18 protein-coding genes are annotated in these 22,376 nt (G+C 47.0%); 6 read left to right on the top strand and 12 right to left on the bottom strand.

Features of this window, described 5'->3' with window-relative positions; genetic code table 11:
• Positions 1-29 precede the first annotated feature (29 nt).
• The 6 genes from ACNI29_RS07385 to ACNI29_RS07410 all read right to left on the bottom strand — a co-directional run bounded on the left by ACNI29_RS07385 (position 30) and on the right by ACNI29_RS07410 (position 7,114).
• Complete coding sequence (locus ACNI29_RS07385) at positions 30-791, bottom strand: motility protein A (protein ID WP_320006838.1); 762 nt, start codon at positions 789-791, stop codon at positions 30-32.
• 28 nt (positions 792-819) lie between these two features.
• Complete coding sequence (locus tag ACNI29_RS07390; protein WP_419782095.1) at positions 820-1,524, bottom strand: YggS family pyridoxal phosphate-dependent enzyme; 705 nt, start codon at positions 1,522-1,524, stop codon at positions 820-822.
• A gap of 104 nt (positions 1,525-1,628) precedes the next feature.
• A complete protein-coding gene (gene era / locus ACNI29_RS07395; RefSeq protein ID WP_419781561.1) occupies positions 1,629-2,543 on the bottom strand; it encodes a GTPase Era in 915 nt (304 codons plus the stop codon).
• A gap of 175 nt (positions 2,544-2,718) precedes the next feature.
• Complete coding sequence (gene topA, locus ACNI29_RS07400; protein WP_419781562.1) at positions 2,719-5,121, bottom strand: type I DNA topoisomerase; 2,403 nt, start codon at positions 5,119-5,121, stop codon at positions 2,719-2,721.
• 123 nt (positions 5,122-5,244) lie between these two features.
• Positions 5,245-5,538, bottom strand: coding sequence for an Hpt domain-containing protein (locus tag ACNI29_RS07405; RefSeq protein WP_419781563.1), 294 nt, complete (start codon positions 5,536-5,538; stop codon positions 5,245-5,247).
• Positions 5,539-5,788: 250 nt separating this feature from the next.
• Positions 5,789-7,114, bottom strand: a complete 1,326-nt coding sequence (locus ACNI29_RS07410; RefSeq protein ID WP_419781564.1) for an APC family permease — start codon at positions 7,112-7,114, stop codon at positions 5,789-5,791.
• Between the two features lie 739 nt (positions 7,115-7,853).
• On the opposite strand from ACNI29_RS07410, the gene ACNI29_RS07415 reads away from it, so the two are divergent.
• Both ACNI29_RS07415 and rsgA read left to right on the top strand, forming a co-directional pair.
• Entirely contained in the window at positions 7,854-8,249 is a 396-nt protein-coding gene (locus tag ACNI29_RS07415; protein ID WP_419781565.1) for an RNHCP domain-containing protein, read from the top strand.
• The gene (gene rsgA / locus ACNI29_RS07420) at positions 8,246-9,322 is read left to right on the top strand and encodes a ribosome small subunit-dependent GTPase A (protein ID WP_419781566.1); all 1,077 of its coding nucleotides are present in this window, start codon (positions 8,246-8,248) and stop codon (positions 9,320-9,322) included. Before ACNI29_RS07415 ends, rsgA begins: the two co-directional genes overlap by 4 nt.
• Positions 9,323-9,584: 262 nt before the next feature.
• Here rsgA and ACNI29_RS07425 read toward each other — a convergent pair whose 3' ends face one another.
• The 6 genes from ACNI29_RS07425 to ACNI29_RS07450 form a co-directional block, all read right to left on the bottom strand.
• Positions 9,585-12,743: an efflux RND transporter permease subunit gene (locus ACNI29_RS07425; RefSeq protein ID WP_419781567.1), complete on the bottom strand. Its 3,159-nt coding sequence runs from the start codon at positions 12,741-12,743 to the stop codon at positions 9,585-9,587.
• Between the two features lie 259 nt (positions 12,744-13,002).
• Positions 13,003-14,016, bottom strand: a complete 1,014-nt coding sequence (locus ACNI29_RS07430) for an efflux RND transporter periplasmic adaptor subunit (RefSeq protein WP_419781568.1) — start codon at positions 14,014-14,016, stop codon at positions 13,003-13,005.
• A 228-nt stretch (positions 14,017-14,244) separates the two neighbouring features.
• Positions 14,245-15,303, bottom strand: a complete 1,059-nt coding sequence (locus tag ACNI29_RS07435) for an HD domain-containing phosphohydrolase (protein WP_419781569.1) — start codon at positions 15,301-15,303, stop codon at positions 14,245-14,247.
• Positions 15,303-17,990 (bottom strand): PAS domain S-box protein, encoded by a 2,688-nt coding sequence (locus ACNI29_RS07440; RefSeq protein ID WP_419781570.1) that lies wholly within the window; start codon positions 17,988-17,990, stop codon positions 15,303-15,305. The genes ACNI29_RS07435 and ACNI29_RS07440 overlap by 1 nt, the downstream gene beginning before the upstream one ends.
• A 17-nt stretch (positions 17,991-18,007) precedes the next feature.
• Positions 18,008-19,366, bottom strand: coding sequence for a Na+/H+ antiporter NhaA (gene nhaA, locus ACNI29_RS07445; protein ID WP_419781571.1), 1,359 nt, complete (start codon positions 19,364-19,366; stop codon positions 18,008-18,010).
• Between the two features lie 204 nt (positions 19,367-19,570).
• Positions 19,571-19,960 carry a hypothetical protein gene (locus ACNI29_RS07450; protein WP_419781572.1) on the bottom strand — a complete coding sequence of 130 codons (390 nt, stop codon included), beginning with the start codon at positions 19,958-19,960 and terminating at the stop codon, positions 19,571-19,573.
• A gap of 219 nt (positions 19,961-20,179) precedes the next feature.
• On the opposite strand from ACNI29_RS07450, the gene ACNI29_RS07455 reads away from it, so the two are divergent.
• From ACNI29_RS07455 to ACNI29_RS07470, 4 genes are all read left to right on the top strand, one after another.
• Complete coding sequence (locus ACNI29_RS07455; RefSeq protein WP_419781573.1) at positions 20,180-20,620, top strand: Fur family transcriptional regulator; 441 nt, start codon at positions 20,180-20,182, stop codon at positions 20,618-20,620.
• Between the two features lie 160 nt (positions 20,621-20,780).
• Positions 20,781-21,155 (top strand): phosphoribosyl-AMP cyclohydrolase, encoded by a 375-nt coding sequence (gene hisI, locus ACNI29_RS07460; RefSeq protein ID WP_419781574.1) that lies wholly within the window; start codon positions 20,781-20,783, stop codon positions 21,153-21,155.
• Positions 21,155-22,030: an ATP phosphoribosyltransferase gene (gene hisG, locus ACNI29_RS07465; protein WP_419781575.1), complete on the top strand. Its 876-nt coding sequence runs from the start codon at positions 21,155-21,157 to the stop codon at positions 22,028-22,030. The genes hisI and hisG overlap by 1 nt, the downstream gene beginning before the upstream one ends.
• 186 nt (positions 22,031-22,216) lie before the next feature.
• On the top strand, positions 22,217-22,372 hold the full coding sequence (locus ACNI29_RS07470) for a hypothetical protein (protein ID WP_419781576.1): 156 nt from the start codon (positions 22,217-22,219) through the stop codon (positions 22,370-22,372).
• The last annotated feature ends 4 nt before the right edge of the window (positions 22,373-22,376 follow it).

Here is a 22,376-nt window from a genome sequence, read left to right on the forward strand (position 1 = left end):
CCGGTAATTCTTGATGGCGGTTATGACGTCTAATCAGTAATTTTACGAATCTTAGGCGGCAGGAAGCTGTTCAGCTTCTCTTCGATAATTTTCGGGTTCTCACCTTTTGAAATTGAGATGATCCCTTCCATGACCATCTCCCGGAGCAGTATTTCCTCCTTGCTGCGGGTTTTAAGCTTACCGGACATGGGCGTAAAAACAAGGTTAGCGAAGATCGCCCCGTAAAGAGTGGTCAAAAGCGCAACAGCCATCGCAGGACCAATTGTACTTGGGTCACTCATGGTCTGGAGCATCTGCACCAAACCGATAACAGTACCGATCATGCCCATCGCCGGAGCAAAGTCCGCAAAAACTTTAAGTATTTCAGCTCCGGTTTCATGCCTGTTTTCAAGGTACTGGATCTCAGTCTCAAGAATTTCCTGAATAACCTGCGGCTCAAGGCCGTCAACAGTCAGCTGCAATCCCTTGCGCAGAAAATCATCTTCAATTGATTTCAGAGCCGGTTCAAGCGAAAGGATACCTTCCCGGCGGGCGCGGTTGGCAAAATCCATGAATTTATCGATGATATCTGACGGGGACTCGAGATTTGAAAAGAAGGTCTTCTTTATAATCCCGACAACCCCCAGCACATGCCCCATAGGATAGTTTACCAATGAAGCACCGATGGTTCCCCCGATAACGATCAGCACGGACGGAACGGAAATAAAAATACCCAGCGGACTTCCGACCAGAATAGCCGCAAGAACAAGCCCGAAAGAAAGCACTATCCCTATAACTGTACCCAGATCCATGAAGTCCGCCTGTGGGTTGTTTTAAGAGTTAATAACCCGGTCTTGTGCCGAAAATCCTAGTTCCGACCCTAATCATGGTCGACCCTTCCTCAATAGCTACCCGGTAATCCCCGGTCATGCCCATGGAAAGTTCCGGCATCTTGATTCCGAAAAGATTTTCCATACCCTCGGAAAGCATACGCAACCGTGCAAAATATGGCCTTGCCCCTTCGGGATCACCGAAAAAAGGAGGCAGGCACATCAGCCCGATCAGCTTCAAGTGGCTGTATGCCTGAACTTCTTCCACCAGAGCAGGCAGAGTTTCCTCAGTAACCCCGCACTTCTGATCCTCGCAGGCGGTATTCACCTGAATAAGAATGTTCTGGACCACATCCAGCGCTTCTGCTTTCTTGTTCAGCAGACTCGCAAGCTTCGAACTGTCCACACTGTGCACAGCCGAGAATTTACCGGCTACCTGTTTGGCTTTCTTGGATTGCAGACCGCCGATAAAATGCCAGTCAATATCCAGTCCGGCCAGCTCCTCCTGCTTGGCCAGGGCTTCCTGTACATAGGATTCCCCGAAGCAGCGGTGTCCGGCATTATACAAATGTTCAATATCAGAGGCCTGATGAAGCTTGGATACCGCCATAACGGTTACTTCATCAGGTTTGCGCCCGGCCCGCAAGCAGGCCTGGGCTACTTCTTCCTTAACCTCTGAGAGATTTTCAATTAATTCTTTTTCCCTGTTACTCATCTTCAAACTGCCGTTTTCAGTAAGCGGCATACAGTAAAATTCGGTTGATTATATAAATTTCTTTAATAAAAAGAAAACAAAAGGACAAGATATCACAGAATTGACTACTCGCCGAGTCCCAAAGAACGCAGGAAACCCACATCCTCTGTCCAGCCCTCACGGACTTTAACCCAAAGTTCAAGCATAACCTTCATCTCTAGCATGTCTTCCAACTCTTTTCTGGCCTGAGTACCGATTTTCTTGAGATTCTGACCACCCTTACCGATGATCATACCTTTGTGGTTCTTCTTGGTGGTGTAAATAATGGCTCCGATATTGACCAGATTGCGCTCCGGTTCTTCGGTCCAGAATTCAATTTCAACCGCAGTAGAGTAAGGAAGTTCCTGCTGCAGACTCATGAAAAGCTTTTCACGGATGGTCTCGGCTGCCATGAAACGCATGGGCACAGTGGAAACCTGATCTTCAGGGAACATGGGCGGGCCTTCAGGCAGGGTATCAATAAGCTTTTCCAGCAGCACGTCTGCACCTTCGCCACGCAGTGCTGAAACAGGAATGAATTCAGCTTCAGGCCAAAGCTCCTGAGCCTTTTCCATAACCGGAAGCAGCTTGGCTTTATCTTTGACCTTATCAACCTTGTTCACAGCTACGAACAGCTTCTTGCGGGACTGGTTGACAGGCTTCACGACCGGAGCCAGTTCCTTCTCCATAAGGTGGGGCTTGGCTGCGTAAAGAGCGGCATCAAAAAGTACCACAATAGCATCAGCATTACCCAGTGCTTCCCATGCAGAGTCAAGCAGGAAACGGTTCATCTTGCCACGCATACGGTGGATGCCGGGAGTATCAAGAAATACGACCTGAGAATTTTCATCGCTCAGGATACCGCTGATGCGGTTACGGGTGGTCTGGGGCTTAGGAGAAACAATAGCCACCTTCTGACCCAGGTAGTGGTTCATAAGAGTGGATTTACCAGCGTTGGGCGGGCCGATTAAAGCTACCCAGCCAAATTTATATTCAGACATTTTTTACCTCAAAAAAAATTGTTTATTCAGTCTTTGGGGGTCAAAGTACACCAAAAAACAAAGACACGCCAATTGGAAAAACCCCTCCCGCTTTCTGGTCGGGAAGGGTTATTTTGATCTATTACTCAACTAGAGATTGTCTAGTATATTTCTAGTTTCACGTGAAACCGGATAGTTAGCCTTCCTCTTCACCCTGAACATAGCCACATCCCTTTTCAGGGCAGGCAATGTGCTCGCCTTTGGCGCGGGTTGTCTTTTTAACCAGCACTGGATGGCCGCACTTCGGACAGGGGCCGTCAATGGGCGGATACCAGACCGCGTAATCGCAATCAGGGTACTGGTCACAGGAGTAGAATAGCTTGCCGCGGCGGGAACTTTTTTCCACCAACTCACCTTTGCAGCCTTCGCGGGGACATTTGACCCCGGTGGAGAAAGGTTTGGCGTGCTTGCAGTCCGGGTAGTTGGAGCAAGCTATAAAACGACTTCCTGTGCGAGCATGCTTGATAATAAGATCACCGTCATCACAGTCGGGACATTTACCAACAATCTGGGCGGTCGGTGTTTCAACTACCTTGATTTTGCCCTCATCGTCACGCTCGAAGTTCTTGATATTGCGACAATCCGGGTAGCCGGTACAACCGAGGAATTCACCACGGCTGGAACGCTTGATAGCCATGGCGCTTCCGCATTTTTCACAGGTGACACCGGTCTCTTCTGGCGGTTCCTCTTCGAGAACAACGATCTTACCTTTTTCATCACGGGTAAAGTTGACGATATTTTTGCAGTCCGGATAATTGGAACAGCCAAGGAACTCCCCGGTACGTCCGAACTTGATAACCATTGGTGAATCGCATTTATCACAGGTAATTCCAGTATCCTCGCCACCGCGCTTCATTTCTTTAGCTGCGGTTTCAAGGGTCGGGTAAAAACCGTCCACAAAATTTTTCATCAGCGAGGTCCACTCGATCTTACCGTCGGCAACATCATCAAGCTGCTTTTCCATGGCAGCGGTGAACCCTACATCCATAAGTTCCTTGAAATGCTCGGAAAGCTGGTCACTGACCACAAAGCCGAGTTCTGTAGGGATAAATTTCTTTTCTTCAAGATTTACGTAACCGCGATCCTGAATGGTTGAAATAATGGATGCATATGTGGATGGACGGCCAATACCCTTCTCCTCCAATTCGCGAACGAGGGAAGCTTCAGAGTAACGTGCCGGGGGCTGGGTAAATTTCTGCTCACTGTCGATCTTTTCAACCTTGAGCACTTCTCCCTTTTCAAGCTTGGGCAACTCAATGAGCTTTTCGTCGCCGGTCTTACCTGTAACGCGCATGAAACCGGGGAAGAGCAGTCTTTCACCCTTGGAACGCCAGATGGTGTTCTTGGCCTGAATGGTAACCACAGTATCCCAGAAACGGGCCGGAGCCATCTGGGAAGCGATGAAACGGTTCCAGATCAGCTTGTAGACCTTGAACTGGTCCGCAGGCAGGAAAGGCTTCACGTCTTCAGGCATGATTGTAGCATCGACCGGGCGGATGGCTTCGTGAGCGTCCTGTGCTCCGCCTTTGGACTTATAAACACGCGGTTTGGCCGGATAGAATTCATCCCCGTATTTTTCGAGGATAACCTTTTTGGCGGTATCACGCGCTTCGTTTGCAATACGGACAGAGTCGGTACGCATATAGGTAATCAGCGCGGTCGTGCCCCTGTCGCCAAGCTCAACCCCTTCGTAAAGACGCTGGGCCAGAGTCATGGTCCGCTTGGCAGAATAACCGAGTCTGCGGTTGGCATCCTGCTGCAGGGTGGAAGTGATGTAAGGCGGCAGAGGATTGCGCTTGCGTTCCTTTTCGGTGAGATCAGTAATCTCGAAAGACACACCTTTTACATTATTCTGCATCGCTTCAGCTTCATCAGCAGATCCGATTTCAGCTTTCTTACCATCCACTTTCCAGAGATCAGCCACGAAGGGAGGTGGATTTTTACCTTCTACATGGGCCTTAAAAAGCCAGTATTCTTCGGGAATAAATGCCCGGCGGGCTTTCTCGCGTTCAACTACAAGCTTGAGCGCAACTGACTGTACACGCCCTGCAGATATACCCCTTTTTACCTTTTTCCAAAGGATGGGAGAAATTTTGTAACCCACCAAACGGTCCAGAATACGGCGAGCCTGCTGCGAATCAAAGAGCTGCTCGTTGAGCGGCTTAGGGTGCTCAAGGGCTTCTTTAACAGCCCTTGCGGTAATTTCGTTGAACTGGATACGGCTGACGTTCTCGTTCACTTCCTTGATAATGGCCGCAACGTGCCATCCAATAGCCTCCCCTTCGCGGTCGGGGTCAGGTGCGAGGAAGACATGATCGGCTTTTGCCGCTGCCTTCTTCAGCTTGTTGACCACGTCTTCCTTACCGGGAATGACCTGATACTGAGGGGTAAAATCACCATCTTCTTCGACACCAAGCTTGTTCTTGGGCAGATCGCGAACGTGACCTACGGACGCAGCAACCTGATAGTTCCTGCCAAGAAACTTACTAATAGTCTTCACCTTTGCCGGGGACTCAACAACAATCAAATCTTTGCTCATAGTTTGCAGCCTATAACCATCTAGTTGACACTATGCAACCCTAAAAACGGTCCATCCACAGCTTTACAGCCAATGCAGACGGTATATCAGTTACCTAAAAATTATTTTTAAACGACCAAAAAATCAGGAAGAAATACACTTCTTCAACGCTGATAATTTTTTATGTAAAATTTCTGTGCCAGCACCGTCCCGCGCTGCCAACTCCAGCTCCTTGGCCCTGTCCGTTACTTCAGGCAAACCAAAAGTACGGGCAGACCCGGCCACCGCATGGGCATTTTTATACAGCTTTTCCAAATCATCATGTGATCCATTGCTTTCGTACGCCTGCAAATAACCCGCAAGCTCATCAATACGTCCACCAAGCGCAGCAGCATACTTTCTATTAAGCTCTGCCAGCTTTTCGTCAAGTGTTGGCATTTTTTGTCTCCGACGGCTCTCCGAGGTCCCTGCCGAGGCCTTAAGCTTTTATTAGGGCTTCGCCGCTCACGTTTTTAAAATTTAGTTATATTTTTGAAATTTATTCAAGTTTTAAAATTAAAAAGAGCGAAGCTTATTAAAAAGTTTTGAGGGGATGGGGTCTGGGGAAGGGGAACTTTTCCCAAAAGTTCCCCTTCCCCAGCCGCCGGAGGCACCAATAAAAAAGCCCGCGTGAAGCGGGCTTTTGTCTTTATTTTCTAGAGCTGTTCATCAGCATGGCTCCTGCTGCCTGAATGAGCAGGAAGAGGATCAGGAAGTGGATGAACATGTCTTTCTGGATTGCGCCCCAGATGATGTATACGGAACCGCATCCTGCCAGCAGCGGGCAGAGGTAACGGCTCAGCGGTCCGAGGTCGGTAAAAGTCTTCATCACCCAGATGTAGATGGAAATGTAGATCACGTAGAGGAAAGCGATGGGCAGTTCGGAAACGTCCATGAACTGACCCCACCAGCCGTGAAAGTTACCGTACCATACTACCAGCCAGAAGCAGGACAGGAAGTAACCGATAATAGCGGACCAGCTGGTGCTGTTGGTAACCGGGTTAACCTTCTTAAAGAGGTCGGCTTTGGGGCCGAGGTTACGGGAAGCAATGGAGAACATGCCACGTGCGGAACCCATGATCAGACCGTTCAGGGTACCGAGGCAGGAAATGATAACAAACACGGTCAGCAGAGTTCCGCCCACGTTGCCGAAGATCATTTCAATAACACGAACAGGTGCAGCATCGCCTTCAGCGAGGACCTGATCGTTGGTCAGAACGCCGGAAATACCCAGATAGTAGAGCATGTAGATAGTCATAACCGCGATGGTACCGACAACCAGAGCCTTGGGCAGGGTGCGCTTGGCGTCTTTAAGCTCGGCATTAATAACGGTAGCGATAATCCAGCCTTCGTAAGCAAATGCTGTGGACAGGGTTGCCACGGCAAGACCACCGCCGCTGCCTGCGATTTCCTGTGCAGTCTGGGCAAAGTTCTGGAAAGTCTGGCCACTGGTAATACCTGCGATACCACCGACGATAGCTACCAGACCAAGCGGAATGAGCTTGATTACAGTAGAGGAAACCTGCCATTTACCGGCCAGAACCGGAGAATAGTAATTGAGAAGGAAAAATGCTGTCAGGTAAACAAAGGAAAGAGGCCAGAGCATGTCTTTCATGCCGATGAGACCAACAGTATAGTTGGCGGAAACCCAGGCCAGAACCGCAACCAGAGTCGGATAGTAAATGAAAGTCATGAACCAGCCGACCATGTAACCGGCTTTTTCACCGTAAGCCTCTTCAAAATAGTCAACCAGACCGTTAACTTTTTCGATGCGGGTTGCGATCTTTGAAAAAACATATGCGGTAACAACCATGATCGCACCACCGATCAGCCATGCCAGCAATGCGGTAGGCAGGTCACCGCCTGCAGCCTTAAGTACGTCATCAGCCTTAAAGAAAACCCCGGAACCGATAACAATACCTACGACCATAGCGGTCGCTGTCCAAAAACCGTATTTTTTCTGTAAATTATCCATATCTAACAATCACCCCTTTTTACACAATCTTCCATTTAAGCTTTCCGTTATTCAATACGCAGTCCTGCATCGGGACTGAATAAAATGGAAAGCAACCCATCCATAAAAAAAAGTCCATGAAGCATAATCCACCTTATCCCTGCTGGAGATACATTAATACCACAGGCAGACTATATTCATGAGCAGGCACAAACAGAGTTTTTTTGCGCGGATAATAGGGTTCTGTCCAGAATTATTTTCACGTTTTTGCAAAAAAAGAGAATTTAGTATTTAAAAAATAAAAAATACGCTCATACCATGATCACAACTTTTCCTTTCACATCCTCAAGCACGAGTAATGATAATTTTACCATTGACAAATAAAACCAAATGAGCATATTTGGCGGAGTCATTAACTTTAAAGGAGATTTTATGTTTACCAATGTGAGAAGGGTGTTCCTGTTCTAGGAGTGCACTTTAAGGACATTAAATTATTTAGAATGTTTCTATTAAAAGCTTAGAGCTTAATTCTACACGTCTTTTTTGTCATTCCGACTCCAGCAGAACAGGGGCATCCCGGCACCTGATCGTAATTACCCGGATTAGTTAAATTTGCAGCTGATTTGGCTGACTTATCTGGTTTGTGTTCACGCACGACAACGTTATTCTATTGTCTTTCGCATGAATTCCGGCCGGACTAAGTCATACAGACAGCGCATTAACACGGTAAATGCTTTTAAGTGTTTGCAGGAGTAGAGTCATGTCTAGACAACGGAAAACCGTCCATATCGATACCAACCCGTTTATTTGCGAGAATTGCGGCCTTACAGTGCCCTCTCCGCTTAGCGGAACCCAGAACCGAAACCACTGCCCCCATTGCCTGCACAGCAAGCATATGGACATGAAAATCGGTGACAGACGTTCCGGTTGCCGTGGTATCATGGAGCCGATCGGCTTATGGATTAAAGAAAACAAAGAATGCGCAGTTATTCACCGCTGCCGGAAGTGCGGCTTTATCCGCACCAACCGTATTGCCGGCGACGACAGTGAAGTAGTGCTGTTTACACTAGCAGCACGCCTCATCACTCAATTGCCCTTCCCGGCGAATATCGCTCTGGAAAAAATTGAACGTCAGCAGCTGGGTGGTGAATTATGATTAACCTAAATAAACTGGGCTGGAACGAATCTTTTAATGATCAATTCAAGCCTTACAAAGAACAGGGACTGAGTGTCGGACGCGTTCTTAAAGAAGTGCGCCAGCAATACTCCCTGTACACGGAAGAAGGTCTTCTCAGCGGGGATGTTTCCGGACATTTCCATTTTACAGCCGTTGACCGCTCGGACTACCCCACAGTGGGGGACTGGGTTGTTTTCAGACGATGTGGAGACTACGCCCAGATAGAACAGGTTCTGCCCCGGACGAGTGCGTTTTCCCGCAACAGTTCCGGGAAAGAAATGCAGGAACAAGTGGTTGTGGCCAACATTGATTACCTGTGTATCATCTGCGGACTGGACGGAGGCAGGAACTTCAACCTGCGTTCCATTGAACGATTCATTGCCATGGCAGTGGAAGGCGGAGCCAGACCGGTTATCGTACTGAACAAGGCCGACCTTTGCAGTGACAGGGAATTAGCCATGTTGCAGGCCGGAAGCGTTGCGGAAGACATCCCCATCCACATGGTCAGCGCAGTAACCGGAGAAGGTGTGGACGAATTTTCAATAAGTTTTGAAAAAGGTTCTACACTGGCCTTCAGCGGTCAGTCCGGTGTGGGAAAATCCTCCCTGATCAATTGTCTGTTGGGCAGGGAAACCCTGAAAACCAGAGGACTGCGCGAAAGTGACCTGCGCGGAAGACATACAACAACCCATAAAGAATTGTTCTTCCTTGCCAGTGGGGCCATGGTTATCGATACCCCCGGTATGCGTGAACTGCAGTTATGGGGAAGCAGGGCAAGTCTGGATAAAACATACAGTGAAATCCATGAAGCAGCCAAGCGATGCCGTTTCAGGGATTGCACTCACCAGAACGAACCCGGTTGCGCAGTCCGCGAACTCCTGATGGACGGTTCATTGGAAGTTGAACGCTATGAGAATTATTCTGATATGCGTGCCGAGCTTTCATTTATTGAAAGCAAAGTGAACGATAAAAAACGTCAGCAGAGGAAAGCCCAAGAAAAGGCCCTTTCCAAACTGATTCGAAGATCGCAAAAGAACAACAAAAGAAAATAACAAAAGGGTGGCTCTGTTTTCAGCAGGGCCACCCTTTTCATTTTAATGCCTTCGGCGACCCCTGCCGGGGGCTTTAAAACCTTTGAAAAGGGTTTAAAAATCCCAAACTTTTTCAATAAGCTTCGCATGTAACTTTTATAATTTGAGCATAACATAGCCCCCGCAATATCTTGAAAAGTATTGCGGGGGCTATGTTTGTACAGATTTAAATGCTCGGCGGAGAAGCCCTGATAAAAGTTTCTTTGGTCGCCGAAGGCTTAAATTAACTTATTTTTTTACGCTTTTCCCGCCACTCCATGAATCCCATGAGCAGGTCCCATTCAACCGGAATGATGAACAGGGTCAGGAAAGTGGCCGTACACAGCCCGGTTACGAATGTTGAAGCCATGGCTCCCCAGACCAGCGAATAGGAGGGGAAACCCACCGCCATAGGCAGCAGTCCAAGCGTTGTGGTCAGAGTGGTCAACAGGATAGGCCGCAGACGGATACGCACCCCTTCGCGCATGGCGGCCTTGCGGTCCATGCCCGATTTGTAAAGCTTGTTCATAAAATCCAGCAGCACAAGGGAATCGTTAACCACAACCCCGGTTACCCCTACGGTGGCGATAAAGCTGTTCACCGTAAAAATGGTCTGGGAAAAGAAAGTCCCCAGAATCACCCCGGTCAGGGAAAAGACCACGGCTGATAGGATGATCACGGGCTGGGCATAGGACTGAAACTGGGTGGCCAGAATCAGGTAGATGATCAGGATAGCGGTCATAAAGGCATAAACGAGCGAGGTATATGACTTTCTGGTGGATTCAAATTCACCGGAGAAGTTAATGGTTGCACCGGGATATTCAGTACGCACCGTATCATAGAATTTGCTGACCATGTTCACCGCAGCCGGGGATGAAAGCCGTGATCCGGGCTTGATGTTTGCGGTGATGGTCACTGCACGCTGGCTCATGAAACGGTTGAACTGACCCGGTTCCATATAAATGGAAACATCACAGATATCCCCGATACGCACCGGACTTTCATTATGCTCCAGCACGGGAACGGAAAGGGCGTCCTCCGGAGTATTCAAATAACGGGGGTCGATCTTCAAACGCAGGTCGACATCTTCATCTGAAAGACGGAACTCGCCCACAAAACGTCCATCGAGCACTGAACCGGATAGCCCGGCTACCTGTTTCGGTGTCAATCCGTATTCAGCCACCCGTTCATTAATCGGCTCGAACCTGAAAATACGGTTGGGAGTTCCATCATCGGTAGCAAGGTTGACCAGATGCGGACCCAACTCATCATTTTCTTTAATATACGTCATGATTTCAGCAGCCAGACCTTTGACTGCTTCATGGTCAGCCCCAAGCACCCGGATATTGATATCCTTACCAGCAGGGGGGCCGTCTTTTTCAGGACGGACCCGGAAAGTCCAGCCAGATTCGGCGAATTTATCAAGCTCTTTGCGGATAAATTCCAGATGCGCGCCCGGATCATTTTCCGGTGCGTCAGCAAAAGACTGTTTATCCTTGGCCGGAAGCTCCACCACGATATTACCGAGATTGGAACCGTGGACCATCTCGTAGTCTTCATTAAAATAGAATCCGGCAAAGGCAGAAGCTGATTTAGCCATACCCGGTCCCATCTTTTCCACAAACACGGAAATACGCTTCAGCTTATCTGAGGTCCGCTCAATCGAAGTGGATTCCGGGCCTTCCAATTCAATGTAATAAAGGGAGTAGTCGTCCGGGAAAAATTTAATTTTAATTAACGGCAACTTTCCTGAGATGGATACACCCAGAATAAGCAAAGCCGAAACAAAAGCCCCGAAGACCACGGTCAGGGAAATAACCCTGAAGCGGATAACCACAGAAAGAAACTTGTCTGTCCAGCGGCGCAGCGGGCGCATGAAAGCAGGTTCGCGGGTATGCTTTTCCCGGTTCTTCATCAGCCCTTTGGCTCCGGGCCAGTCCAGAAAATGGGGTGGCAGGATCAACAGACACTCAATCAATGAAGCAATAAGCGCGAAAGTTACCGCCTTGGGAACCTGTGCGAAAAATTCCCCGGTAGAACCGGTCATGATCAGCATGGGCAGGAAAGCCGCTACCGTTGTGGCTGTAGCCGAAACAACAGGCAGAAAAACTTCTGAAGTTCCGTCAATTACCGCCTCTTCAAGCGGTTTGCCCTCCTGCACATGACGGAAAATATTCTCGACCACCACAATAGCGTCATCCACAATGATACCACTGACCAGCACAAAGGAGAAAAGCGTAATCTGGTTCAAAGAGTTGCCGGTCAACTTCATGATAATCATGGTTACCAAAAAGGCGAAAGGAACCCCGATAGTAGTCAGCATAGCGTTCCTGAAACCCATAACCAGATAGATAACCACAAAGACAAGCACAATCCCCACCAGCAGGTTCATACCCAGTGTATTAATGGCATCTTCAATATGCAGCCGCTGGTCACTGGTCAGGAGAAGTTCAACACCTTCCTTCTCCAGCTGCGTACGAAATGAATCGGCTACTTTTTCAACGTCCTCGGCAATAGTCACCGCATTGCCATCCAAGGATTTCACAATCTTAAGCGTAACCGCGTTACGACCGTTAATAGAAGTGATCACCTGCGGATCACGGTAGGAAATCCGCGCATCGCTAAGCACATCGCCCACGGTGACGAAGGAGCCGTCGCCGTCCATGCGTACTATGGTTTCAGCAATTTCTTCACGGGTACGGAACCGCTCATCCACAACGATCACATATTCGCCGCCAACCGCTGAAAAATCCCCTGCCGGGATGGAAATATTGGCATCGGCCAGAGCGCGGGCCACATCATCAAAAGTAAGTTTGAAGCGCACCAGTTTACGCGGATCAAGGTTCACATGGAATTCGCGGGTGTACTCCCCTTCGATTTCCACCTCATTCACGCCCGTAATCTTGCGCAGCTGAACCTTCATTTCTTCAGCCATCATAGACAAGGCGCGGTTGGCGCGGTCACCTACAAGGCAGACCCTCACTACCGGAAGCCATTCGCTGACATTAATCTCCGTAAAAGTGGGCGGGTCCATCTCACGCGGCAGGTCATTCTGAATAGACAAAACCCGGAAACGCAGTTCGTCATAACCCTTGGCGTAATCAGTATCATCAAGGAATTTAACCATGATACTGGTCCGCTCCCTGAATGACCTTGAACGGATATATTCCACGTTTTCAAGGTCATCCAACGCGTCCTCAATCTTCTTGGTTACCAGTGCTTCCACATCCGACGGTGAAGCTCCGGGTAAGAAGCCGGAGATAACCACCTTGCCCATATGAACGTTGGGATAACGCTCAACAGGCAGGTCTGCCATGCTGAAGACTCCAACAATCATCAACAGAATAAAAATAATGTTGATGAAGACCGTCTGCTTCAAAGTAAAACGCATTAATTTTTTCATATGGATGATGCCTCCGGCGGCCCTTCAGGGACCCTACCGGGAGTCCCTCCGGGGGCTTAAACCCTTTTTGAAAAAAGGGTTTAAGAATCCCAAAAACTTTTACTAAGGCTTCGCCGTTTAGTTCTCTGATTAAAACTTAAATATCCCCAACTAACGCGTTTTGGGAAAGGGGAGAGGAGTCCAGAGGAGAGGGGAAAACACTTTTTGGCGGTAGCAAAAGGGTTTTCCCTTCTCCTCTGGCCCCCGGAGGGTCCCAAAATTAAGGCTTCGTTAAAAATTCTTCGCCTGCTTTAATTGCTCTTGAGGAAACTCTGGCTTTGCCGTCTTCGGTATCTCCGAGCACAAGCACCTTAACCCGCACGCCGTCCGGGCGGACGATAAAGGTATCGTCATAGGCTTTGAGCAAAGCAGACTTGGGGACTACAACCGCCCCACCGGGATCGGGCATCTTGATATTCAGCTCGGTCCGCAAACCGCCCCGGAATTCAAAATCGCCTGTGCTGATTTCAAAATCCACCTCCACCTTTCGTGTCTCCGGATCGAAATCAGGTGAAATACGTTCGAGATTCGCAGGGACACTGATATCGAGGTCTGGCAGATTGAGTCTTATGTTCTTAGATTTTCGAACCTTCTTGAGTTCCGGGATAGTTAAGGCGTACGGAACCAGCAGAGTCTTGAAGTTACCAAGCTCGGCGACTTTCTCACCGTTGTTAACCCACTCCCCCGGCTCGATGTAACGCTTTATTACCCGCCAGCCTTCAGGGCCGCGCAAGGTGTAACGGCGTAGATGTTCCCGGTCCACATTCAGTTTAAGCTGGGTGGAACGCAGCAATGCTTCAGCTGATTCAAAATTGCGGATATGCAGATCCAGTTCAGACTGGGCTGCTGTATTGCGCTTCACCAGCTTGGTGTAACGCTTGGCTTCCTTATCATAATAAGTCAGGTCAGAACGCAGCCGTTTAAGATCAGCCTGCAACTGGGCTATTTCCAGCTTGATGAACGTAGGGTCCAGTTCTGCAAAGCGTCCGCTGCTACCGAGGGTATCACCGACATCAGCATAAACTCTGGTGCAGACTGCGGACTCTTCGCTGACCAGAGTCATAGCCACCCTTGGGCGGGTAAAACCAATTAAGGTGATCACCCTTGAAGCCTGCGATGCTTTGAAAGTTTCGGAAGAGGAGGCATGAGAATACTGCGTCCCCCAAAAACAAACCATATGCATAGCAAGTAGACTGCAAACCGTTATTTTTAACAGTTCTTTCATATTTACCATTAAAAACCCCTTAAAAAATTCTTGAAAACAACTGACCCAGCGTACCGCCTTATTACCAGCATAACCAAGAACTGACAAACACTGAGAACTCAAATTATATCCGACAAGCTGAACAGCCTATTTTTACCCATCCCACTATACAGCAAATAAAAAGTCGGCCATGCATTTTTAATCAAATACATGGCCGACTTCAAAATTTATATTCTCAGGATAGTTATTTCCGCAAAACTAATCCCCGCGCTTCTCTTGTATTTCAAGAATCTCATCGATATTGTCGAAAAATATATCAATCAATTGCGGATCGAAGTGATTACCACGCCCCTCTTTCATGATCTCCAACGACTTTTCAATACTAAATGGTTCTTTGTAAGGACGCTTGCTGGTCAAGGCATCAAAGACATCCGCTACAGCGCAGATTCTGCCCGGAAGCGGAATTTCATCACCGGAAAAACCATTAGGATAACCGGACCCGTCCCATTTTTCATGATGGCTCAAAGCGATAACCGCTCCCATATTAATGTAGTCCGAGCTGCCCATGGAAAGAATATTCCCACCGATGATGGCATGACTCTTCATCACATCCCATTCTTCAGCGGTTAGTGTTCCGGGCTTGAGCAGAATACTGTCCGGGATTCCGATTTTACCGATATCATGCATGGGAGCACTGGTATGAATCAGCTCCACCGTTTTTTGGTCCAATCCGATGTTTTCAGCAAGAATGCGGCTGTACTCAGCCATTCGCACCAAATGGTTAGCTGTTTCCTCATCCTTATATTCAGCAGCAGCGCATAGATGGTGAATAGTTTCCACATGGGCTTCATCAAGTCTGGCAAGAGCTTCCCTAAGCTCCAAGGTCCGGTTCTCCACCATTTCGTGCAGGTCGACCTGAAATGACTTGATCTCGTCATGTTGCGCCTTCTGCTTCAACATTGAATTTGTTCGGATCTTCAGCTCAACAATATCGATTGGTTTGGTGATAAAATCGTTAGCACCAACTTCAACAGCTTTAAGACGGTCATCACGCTGGGAAAGAGTTGTGACCATAATTACAGGGATATCCTGTGTTTCTTCATTTTCCCTGATCTTGGTTACAAATTCAAAACCGTTCATAACCGGCATCATTACATCACTTAAAACAAGATCAAAACTGCGATCCAACACCTCAAGTGCCACCACCGCGTTTTCCGCACCCACAACATCATGCCCAAGCTTGCTCAAAATGCCTTCAAGTAAGACAATGTTATGCGGCTCATCGTCAACAACAAGAATTTTTCTTTTGCGTTCCATTATAAACCATCCTGTCTATCTGGTCGCTCATGAGGAATTGTAATTACAATTTTTGTCTCATGCAATTCATCGGATGTCTGCATTTCAATACCGTAGAACATAGCATCAGCCATCAATTTAGCTGAATATGTTCCCAAACCTGTTCCATTATCTTTGCCGTGGGTAACGTACTTGTGAAAAAACCTTTCCCTGATAGGTTTCGGAACAACTCCTTTGTTGCTGACTGAAACCACTGTGTTTTCGCCTTGTGAGAAATCGACAACAACCATTTCACCAGCAGGAGATGCTTCAATTGCATTTGCCACTACCCCGGACAACAAAGAATAAATAAGTCGTTCCTCGCCCCAGAGAAGTAACTTTTCAGCAAAATCATGCTGTCCATCGACTAAAAGATCAACCCTGACTTTTTGGGCCGAAATTTTAGATCTGGAATTATCTATAACCTGCCTTGCAATACCTACCACATCGATCTGCAAAGGATAGTATTCATATTTTCCTGTTTCCATCTTGAACATATCTAACGACATATCAATCATATGAAGCATGTTCTTGCCAGAATTCTCAATAGTCTTGAGCAATTCGTGCTGCTGCTCGTTCAGGTTCTCATCCATACGCAGCAACGCGGGAAGACCGATTATTCCATTCAAAGGAGTCTTAAGATCATGACGCATAATCAGATCCACATCAGACTTCAGCTGCTCAAGTTCTTTCTGATCGCTGATATCTTCCTTAACAGCAACATAACTGACTACTTCCCCTTTAGGATTGTACACAGGGGAAATTGAAGCTGATTCCCAATAATATGATCCATCCTTCTTTTTATTAATAATTTCGCCGCGCCATGTTTCACCCTTGATGAGGGTATCCCACATCCCTTTATAAAACTGGACGTCATGTTCACCCGATTTAAGGACACTGGGGTTATTGCCTACAGCCTCTTGCTTTGAGTATCCGGTTTCTTTACAGAAATAAGGATTCACATAGGTAATTACACCGTCTGTATCCGTAATTACAACGGAGACAGGAGCATTCTCAATTGCCCGAGTAAGAATTTTCAAACGTTCTTCACGGGCTTTCCGCTCGGAGATATCAAGGGCAACCCCTTCAAAGACATCCTCATCACGCTCAAAGTCACGGGCAAGATAGGCATAGATAGACATGCACCGTTCCTGACCGTCCGGTGTTTTAAATTCCATTTCATATTCTATGGACTCAACTTCACCGGAAATGACTAGATCATTCTTCTCCGCAGCGTAAGCTAATGCCTCTGGGCTAAACTCGAACAAATCTGTCCATTTGCGGCCGATGCCGACATCAGGAGAACCGTGACCGAGATGGGCGAACCCCTCGCTTAAACGAATAAACTCACCGTCTATGGTATGTGAGAAAAAAATAAACTGATGACTGAGTTTATTGGTTACGTGATCAAAGCGAATTTTACTTTCCCGGAGTTCTTCCTCCATCATCTTGCGGTCTGTTATATCATGAACCGTCCCAAAAGAACGCACGGGATTTCCTTCTTCATCATAGGCAAAGCGGCCTTGTTCTGAAACATAGCGGACCCTTCCGTCCGGCCTTATTATTCTATGATCGAGAGCGTAAGACTCCCCAGTTTCCATTGCTTCAACATAAGCATCGCTTACAATTTTACTGTCCGCAGGGTAGACAAGATCAAAAAACTTTTTACGTGAAGGCTTGTATCCTTCCTTCTTGATCCCAAATATGCGGTAAGTCTCATCAGACCACCATATCTCACCGCTGATAAGATCCATAGACCAGTTCCCAAGTCTGGCAATGGACTGCGCTTCACTGAGATTAGACCTGATCGTATCCACCTCGACATTATTGTTGACTATTTTATAAATTGAAAAAGAAATACTGATAATCAGGAGAAACATAATCCCATGCAGGAAAAATGAATCAGGTGGAATAATTCCCCATCCACCAACAGGTATTGCGGCTATCTCCCATGAACCGGAAGACAGGGAAACCTGCATGGTTACAGCTTCATTATCAGCAACGAACAGCTCTTGGCTGCCGTAAAAGACGGCTCCATCGGCTCCTTTTCCATCTTTTCCCCTGATGGCTATATCAAGGGTTGTAATCTGATTAAGCCCTGCTTTTTCAAGCAGCATATCTACGTCAATTACAGCCGAAGCAATTCCCCAGAAATATTCATTTGACCTGACATAAACCGGAGCGCGCCCAATCAGTCCTTTACCGCCCTGAATGAGATCGACTGGTCCGGCGACAACAAGCTTGCCTGTATCGTGCACCCGTTTAGCCAGACTCCACTGCTCGGGGGACAATCTATAATCAAGACCGATAAACGATTCGTTACCCTTGAGCGGAAAAACGTAACTGACAACATAGTCGGGCGCTATAGCGATGCTCCTGATCAACTTCGACCTGAAAAGCATTCCTTCGCAATAACTATCCAGATCCATCCTGTTCAGTTCCGGATGAAACGAAACATAATCAGCAAGACCTTTGACCAACAGGAGATTGCTGTTCACTTCTTTCTCTATCCGCGCACGCAATGCCGATGCCTGATGATAAACATTCAGGAGCTGGTCATTTCTGTAACGCTGATAAAGTTGATACTGGATGAAGATATCCAGCATAAGAAAAAAGAAAACAGCAAATGAAATATATTTAAATATTGTATACTTAGTATCTCGCATCATTTCAAATCAACATATTGTCACTTAGCGCTGTCCTCAGCAGGCGAACAACTTCGCAGTACAATGTACCCTAAAATACCGGCAACCGCAGATGCCGCCAGAATACTGAACTTTGCATCAACCATAAACGGAGAATTAGCATCCCAGGCAAGGGTAGTAATAAAAATTGACATGGTAAACCCGATCCCCGCAAGCAGTGAAGCTCCAAGAAAGTGACCGGGTACAAGGGTTCTGGGCATATCTGCGATACCGCTTTTCACTGCTATCCAGCTGGCAAGACATATTCCGATAACCTTACCCACAATCAAACCGCCAAAAATACCAAGGCTTACCGGATGAAACACATCTATTCCACCACCCTCGCCACTAAAATTAATCCCTGCATTGGCAAGCGCAAAAATAGGCATGATTCCGAAGGCCACATAATAGTGAAGGTTGTGCTCAATCCTTTTCAACGGTGGACTGGCCATAAGCACATCCCTGTTCATATCACCGAGAGCGGAAAGCATCTGTTTATTGGAAAGGGTAACAGCGTTCTTGTCCCCGCCCATTTCATATTCAGTCAGGTGACCGCGCATGGAATCAAGAAAATCAGCACAACAAATTCTTGTCGAAGAAGGAATAGTCATCGCCGCAAGAACACCTGCGACAGTGGCGTGGACGCCGCTTTTAAGAAATGCAAGCCACATAAGACAACCGAATAGTAAATAAGGCAATGGATGGCGCACACCAAGCCTGTTCAAAACAATCATACAAACAAAAAAGAACATTCCCAAGCCGATAATCCAAAGGGATATTCCTGAGGAATAAAATATAGCAATAACAAGAATGGCCCCGATATCATCGACGATGGCCACCGCAGTGAGAAATATCTTAAGGCTTAGCGGAACCCGGTCACCGAGCATGGAAAGAACGCCAAGGGAGAAAGCAATATCAGTTGCCATGGGAATTCCCCAGCCATCAGCAGAAGGAGTCCCGATGTTGATGAGAGCGTATACCAGAGCAGGAACAACCATCCCGCCAACAGCAGCAAAAATAGGAAGCGATGCCTGCCTGAAAGAATTCAACTCCCCGACCATGACTTCCCTTTTGATCTCAAGGCCTACCAGAAAAAAGAACACAGCCATCAAGCCGTCATTAATCCATAGAATGGCAGGTTTAGATAGGACGAAATCACCGGCTCCAACCGTCAATGGGACATTCTTAAAAGCTTCGTAGAGGTGCCCCCATGGAGAGTTTGCCCAGATCAAAGCAATGATAGTAGCCAGAATTAAAACCAGCCCCCCTGATGACTCAACCTTCACAAACTCATAGAATGGTTGCATCATCTTATCGATTTTTGGTTCACTCCGTTTGGTCACTACTTCTGCTTTACCCATAACAACTCCCTGCGCACATATTTAACAACTGCTTATACAGAATTAGTATTACATATCCCTTATGTTGCAAGCGATCATAACAAAGATGTATGATTATGGAAAATCATAAAAGAATATTATAACAGCCCCATGTTATTCTGGAAAATATAAAACCGGGTTCCATTAAAAAAAAGAACCCGGTTCATATTTGAATTGCTGTTAATATTACTGGTTGGAATGGGATTCTTTGATCCTTGCAGCAATATATTCTTTAGGTTCGGCATCATCAGCATCGAAGCAATGACCGTCCTGACCGAGAAGTCCTTCAGGAACAAAATCACCAAGATCATCCGGGTCGGTAATACAATCACCATAAAAACAAACGGACAGCCAACGATTAGCAGGATCATCATCAATAACATCAACCATAACAAAGAGCGGCCATTTATCCTGCCCTTTTTTTACTCCGCGCATGGAATAGCTCACACCGGGGCGGGCGTTGAATACGATATCAGTATCATCAAGAGATTCAAGAAGCTGCTTGAATTCAACAAATACATCTTTCACACCAGCAGGGTCATCGGTCCATTCGGAAATAAATTTATCCAGTTCCATTATGAAAACTCCTTGATTGAATTTTTGATCCCGGAGCGGGTAGATAAAATCAGCCCTGAAAACATTCTAAATTAATTATCAAGACATAATTTTGTCACTTTTTTGCGTTATTCATACTCCTATGTCCAAATATGGGCAATGATCAATTGACATCGGTATTCAATTCAATGTAAGTGAACTGTATTCCTAAAGGTAATCATAAATTTTGGATACAGTTTAATGAAATCAGCACAGGATATATTCACCGAATATCTGACTCGGCAGAGACTCAAAATGACCCCTCAGCGCAGGACAATTCTGGAAGTGTTCCTTGCTGAGGAAGGCCACATCTCTTCTGAAGAACTGTACAATCTTGTCCGTACAGAGGATTCCTCTATCGGCCAGGCAACTGTTTACCGTACCCTCAAACTTCTTGCTGATTCCGGCATTGCAAAATCCGTTGACTTCAATGACGGCGTAATCCGCTATGAGCATAAGTATGGCCATGAGCATCATGACCATCTTGTTTGCGAGCGTTGCGGTAAGACTATTGAAGCTGTGGATAACGAGATTGAACATCTACAGGAAGAACTGGCCAAGAAATACGGCTTCGAACTTACCCATCATGAGATGTATCTTTTCGGCGTCTGCAAGGAGTGCCAGGAAAAAGGCGATAAATAACGCATAATTTCCTTACACACACAAACACAAGCGCCGCCTGAGAACAGTCGGCGTTTTTTTTTGCCTTCATAAATTTTCATATCGGTAGATGACGGGATTTTTTCCCAATGTCCATAAACTCAAACAAAAACCTAGCAAGGCCCGCTAAGCAGAGGATTGTATGATCAAGCCTGATTTTAAAAAGATGGGTGGAATGATACCCGCCATTGCACAGGATGCCGAAACCGGCGAAGTGCTGATGATGGCCTACATGAATGAAGAAGCATGGAACAAGACGCTTGAAACCGGTGATGCCCATTACTGGAGCAGAAGCCGTAATACCCTCTGGCATAAAGGCGGGACTTCAGGTCATGTGCAGAAAATAAAATCAATAAAAATTGATTGCGATGATGACACGCTTGTTCTGCTCATCGATCAAATCGGCGGGGCTGCCTGCCATAAAGGATACAGAAGCTGTTTTTACCGTGAACTTAAGGATGGCGAAGTAATCGAATGTTCGCCCATGGTTTTTGACCCCAAGGAGGTATACAAATAATGTCCAATCAACTGAAAATCGGTTTGCCAAAAGGTTCCCTGCAGGATGCAACTATCAAACTTTTCGCCAAGTCCGGCTGGAAAATCAACCTGCACCACAGAAACTACTTTCCCGATGTTAACGATGATGAACTGAACATCTCCATGTGCCGGGTACAGGAAATCTCCCGCTACATCGAGGACGGAATCCTGGACTGCGGTCTGGCCGGAAGGGACTGGGTTCTTGAAAACAAATCCGATGTTATTGAAATTTCCAGCCTCGTATACTCCAAAGTCAGCAACCGCCCGGCCCGCTGGATTCTCGCTGTAGCCGGCGACTCCCCCTACAAAAAGCCCGAAGATCTGGCTGGTAAAAAAATTGCCACCGAGCTTCTTGGCGCAACCAAAGAATACTTCGAATCCAAAAATATCCCTGTAGACGTTTTCTACTCCTGGGGTGCAACCGAAGCAAAGGTTGTCGAAGGTCTTTGCGATGCTATCGTCGAAGTTACTGAAACCGGAACCACCATCAAGGCTCACGGCCTGCGCGTTATCGACGAAGTCATGTCTACCAACACTGTATTCATCGTTAATAAAGATGCATGGAATGATCCGTGGAAGCGCAAAAAGATTGAAAATATCAACCTGCTGCTTCAGGGTGCGCTCCGTGCAGAGAAAATGGTCGGCCTGAAAATGAACATGCCCAAGGCTTCGCTTGAAAGAGCCATGGAAGTTATGCCCAGCCTGAACTCACCCACAGTTTCCGACCTTTCCGATCCCGACTGGGTATCCGTTGAAATCATGGTCGAAGAAGTGGTTGTTCGCGAACTAATCCCCGAACTCATTGACATGGGCGCGGAAGGCATCATCGAATACCCGCTGAACAAAGTTATCTAGTCTAACTCTCAGCGGTAATGAGATAAGAAAACGGGCTGCATGGTTTAACCATGCAGCCCGTTCTTTTAAGAAAGTTTGGCAGGATTAAAACCAACACTGCATCGGTAGCAGACTACTAAATTGAATATGATCCCGAAGGTTAAACCCCTTTGCTTTTTTCCAGAAGACGATTTAAATAACCTTACCATGTTCAAGCTTCTTCTATTCATAGCAATCCTGATCCTGATATTCGGATACCGCAAACGTCAAAAAGTCAAAGGCGGGGTTAATATCAATACGATCCTCATGGCCGCCCTGCTGGTCCTTTTCATCATTTCTTTATTAACTAGATTTCAAAATTGACATT

The sequence above is a fragment of the Maridesulfovibrio spiralis (SeqCode) genome, from assembly GCF_048571135.1.
Classification (GTDB): Bacteria; Desulfobacterota; Desulfovibrionia; order Desulfovibrionales; family Desulfovibrionaceae; genus Maridesulfovibrio; species Maridesulfovibrio spiralis.

What these genes read in the sequence shown, in the direction of transcription:
- ACNI29_RS07385 (WP_320006838.1), bottom strand. Translation starts at nt 791, where the DNA reads ATGGATCTGGGTACAGTTATAGGGATAGTGCTTTCTTTCGGGCTTGTT.
- ACNI29_RS07390 (WP_419782095.1), bottom strand. Translation starts at nt 1,524, where the DNA reads ATGAGTAACAGGGAAAAAGAATTAATTGAAAATCTCTCAGAGGTTAAG.
- era (WP_419781561.1), bottom strand. Translation starts at nt 2,543, where the DNA reads ATGTCTGAATATAAATTTGGCTGGGTAGCTTTAATCGGCCCGCCCAAC.
- topA (WP_419781562.1), bottom strand. Translation starts at nt 5,121, where the DNA reads ATGAGCAAAGATTTGATTGTTGTTGAGTCCCCGGCAAAGGTGAAGACT.
- ACNI29_RS07405 (WP_419781563.1), bottom strand. Translation starts at nt 5,538, where the DNA reads ATGCCAACACTTGACGAAAAGCTGGCAGAGCTTAATAGAAAGTATGCT.
- ACNI29_RS07410 (WP_419781564.1), bottom strand. Translation starts at nt 7,114, where the DNA reads ATGGATAATTTACAGAAAAAATACGGTTTTTGGACAGCGACCGCTATG.
- ACNI29_RS07415 (WP_419781565.1), top strand. Translation starts at nt 7,854, where the DNA reads ATGTCTAGACAACGGAAAACCGTCCATATCGATACCAACCCGTTTATT.
- rsgA (WP_419781566.1), top strand. Translation starts at nt 8,246, where the DNA reads ATGATTAACCTAAATAAACTGGGCTGGAACGAATCTTTTAATGATCAA.
- ACNI29_RS07425 (WP_419781567.1), bottom strand. Translation starts at nt 12,743, where the DNA reads ATGAAAAAATTAATGCGTTTTACTTTGAAGCAGACGGTCTTCATCAAC.
- ACNI29_RS07430 (WP_419781568.1), bottom strand. Translation starts at nt 14,016, where the DNA reads ATGGTAAATATGAAAGAACTGTTAAAAATAACGGTTTGCAGTCTACTT.
- ACNI29_RS07435 (WP_419781569.1), bottom strand. Translation starts at nt 15,303, where the DNA reads ATGGAACGCAAAAGAAAAATTCTTGTTGTTGACGATGAGCCGCATAAC.
- ACNI29_RS07440 (WP_419781570.1), bottom strand. Translation starts at nt 17,990, where the DNA reads ATGATGCGAGATACTAAGTATACAATATTTAAATATATTTCATTTGCT.
- nhaA (WP_419781571.1), bottom strand. Translation starts at nt 19,366, where the DNA reads ATGGGTAAAGCAGAAGTAGTGACCAAACGGAGTGAACCAAAAATCGAT.
- ACNI29_RS07450 (WP_419781572.1), bottom strand. Translation starts at nt 19,960, where the DNA reads ATGGAACTGGATAAATTTATTTCCGAATGGACCGATGACCCTGCTGGT.
- ACNI29_RS07455 (WP_419781573.1), top strand. Translation starts at nt 20,180, where the DNA reads ATGAAATCAGCACAGGATATATTCACCGAATATCTGACTCGGCAGAGA.
- hisI (WP_419781574.1), top strand. Translation starts at nt 20,781, where the DNA reads ATGATCAAGCCTGATTTTAAAAAGATGGGTGGAATGATACCCGCCATT.
- hisG (WP_419781575.1), top strand. Translation starts at nt 21,155, where the DNA reads ATGTCCAATCAACTGAAAATCGGTTTGCCAAAAGGTTCCCTGCAGGAT.
- ACNI29_RS07470 (WP_419781576.1), top strand. Translation starts at nt 22,217, where the DNA reads ATGTTCAAGCTTCTTCTATTCATAGCAATCCTGATCCTGATATTCGGA.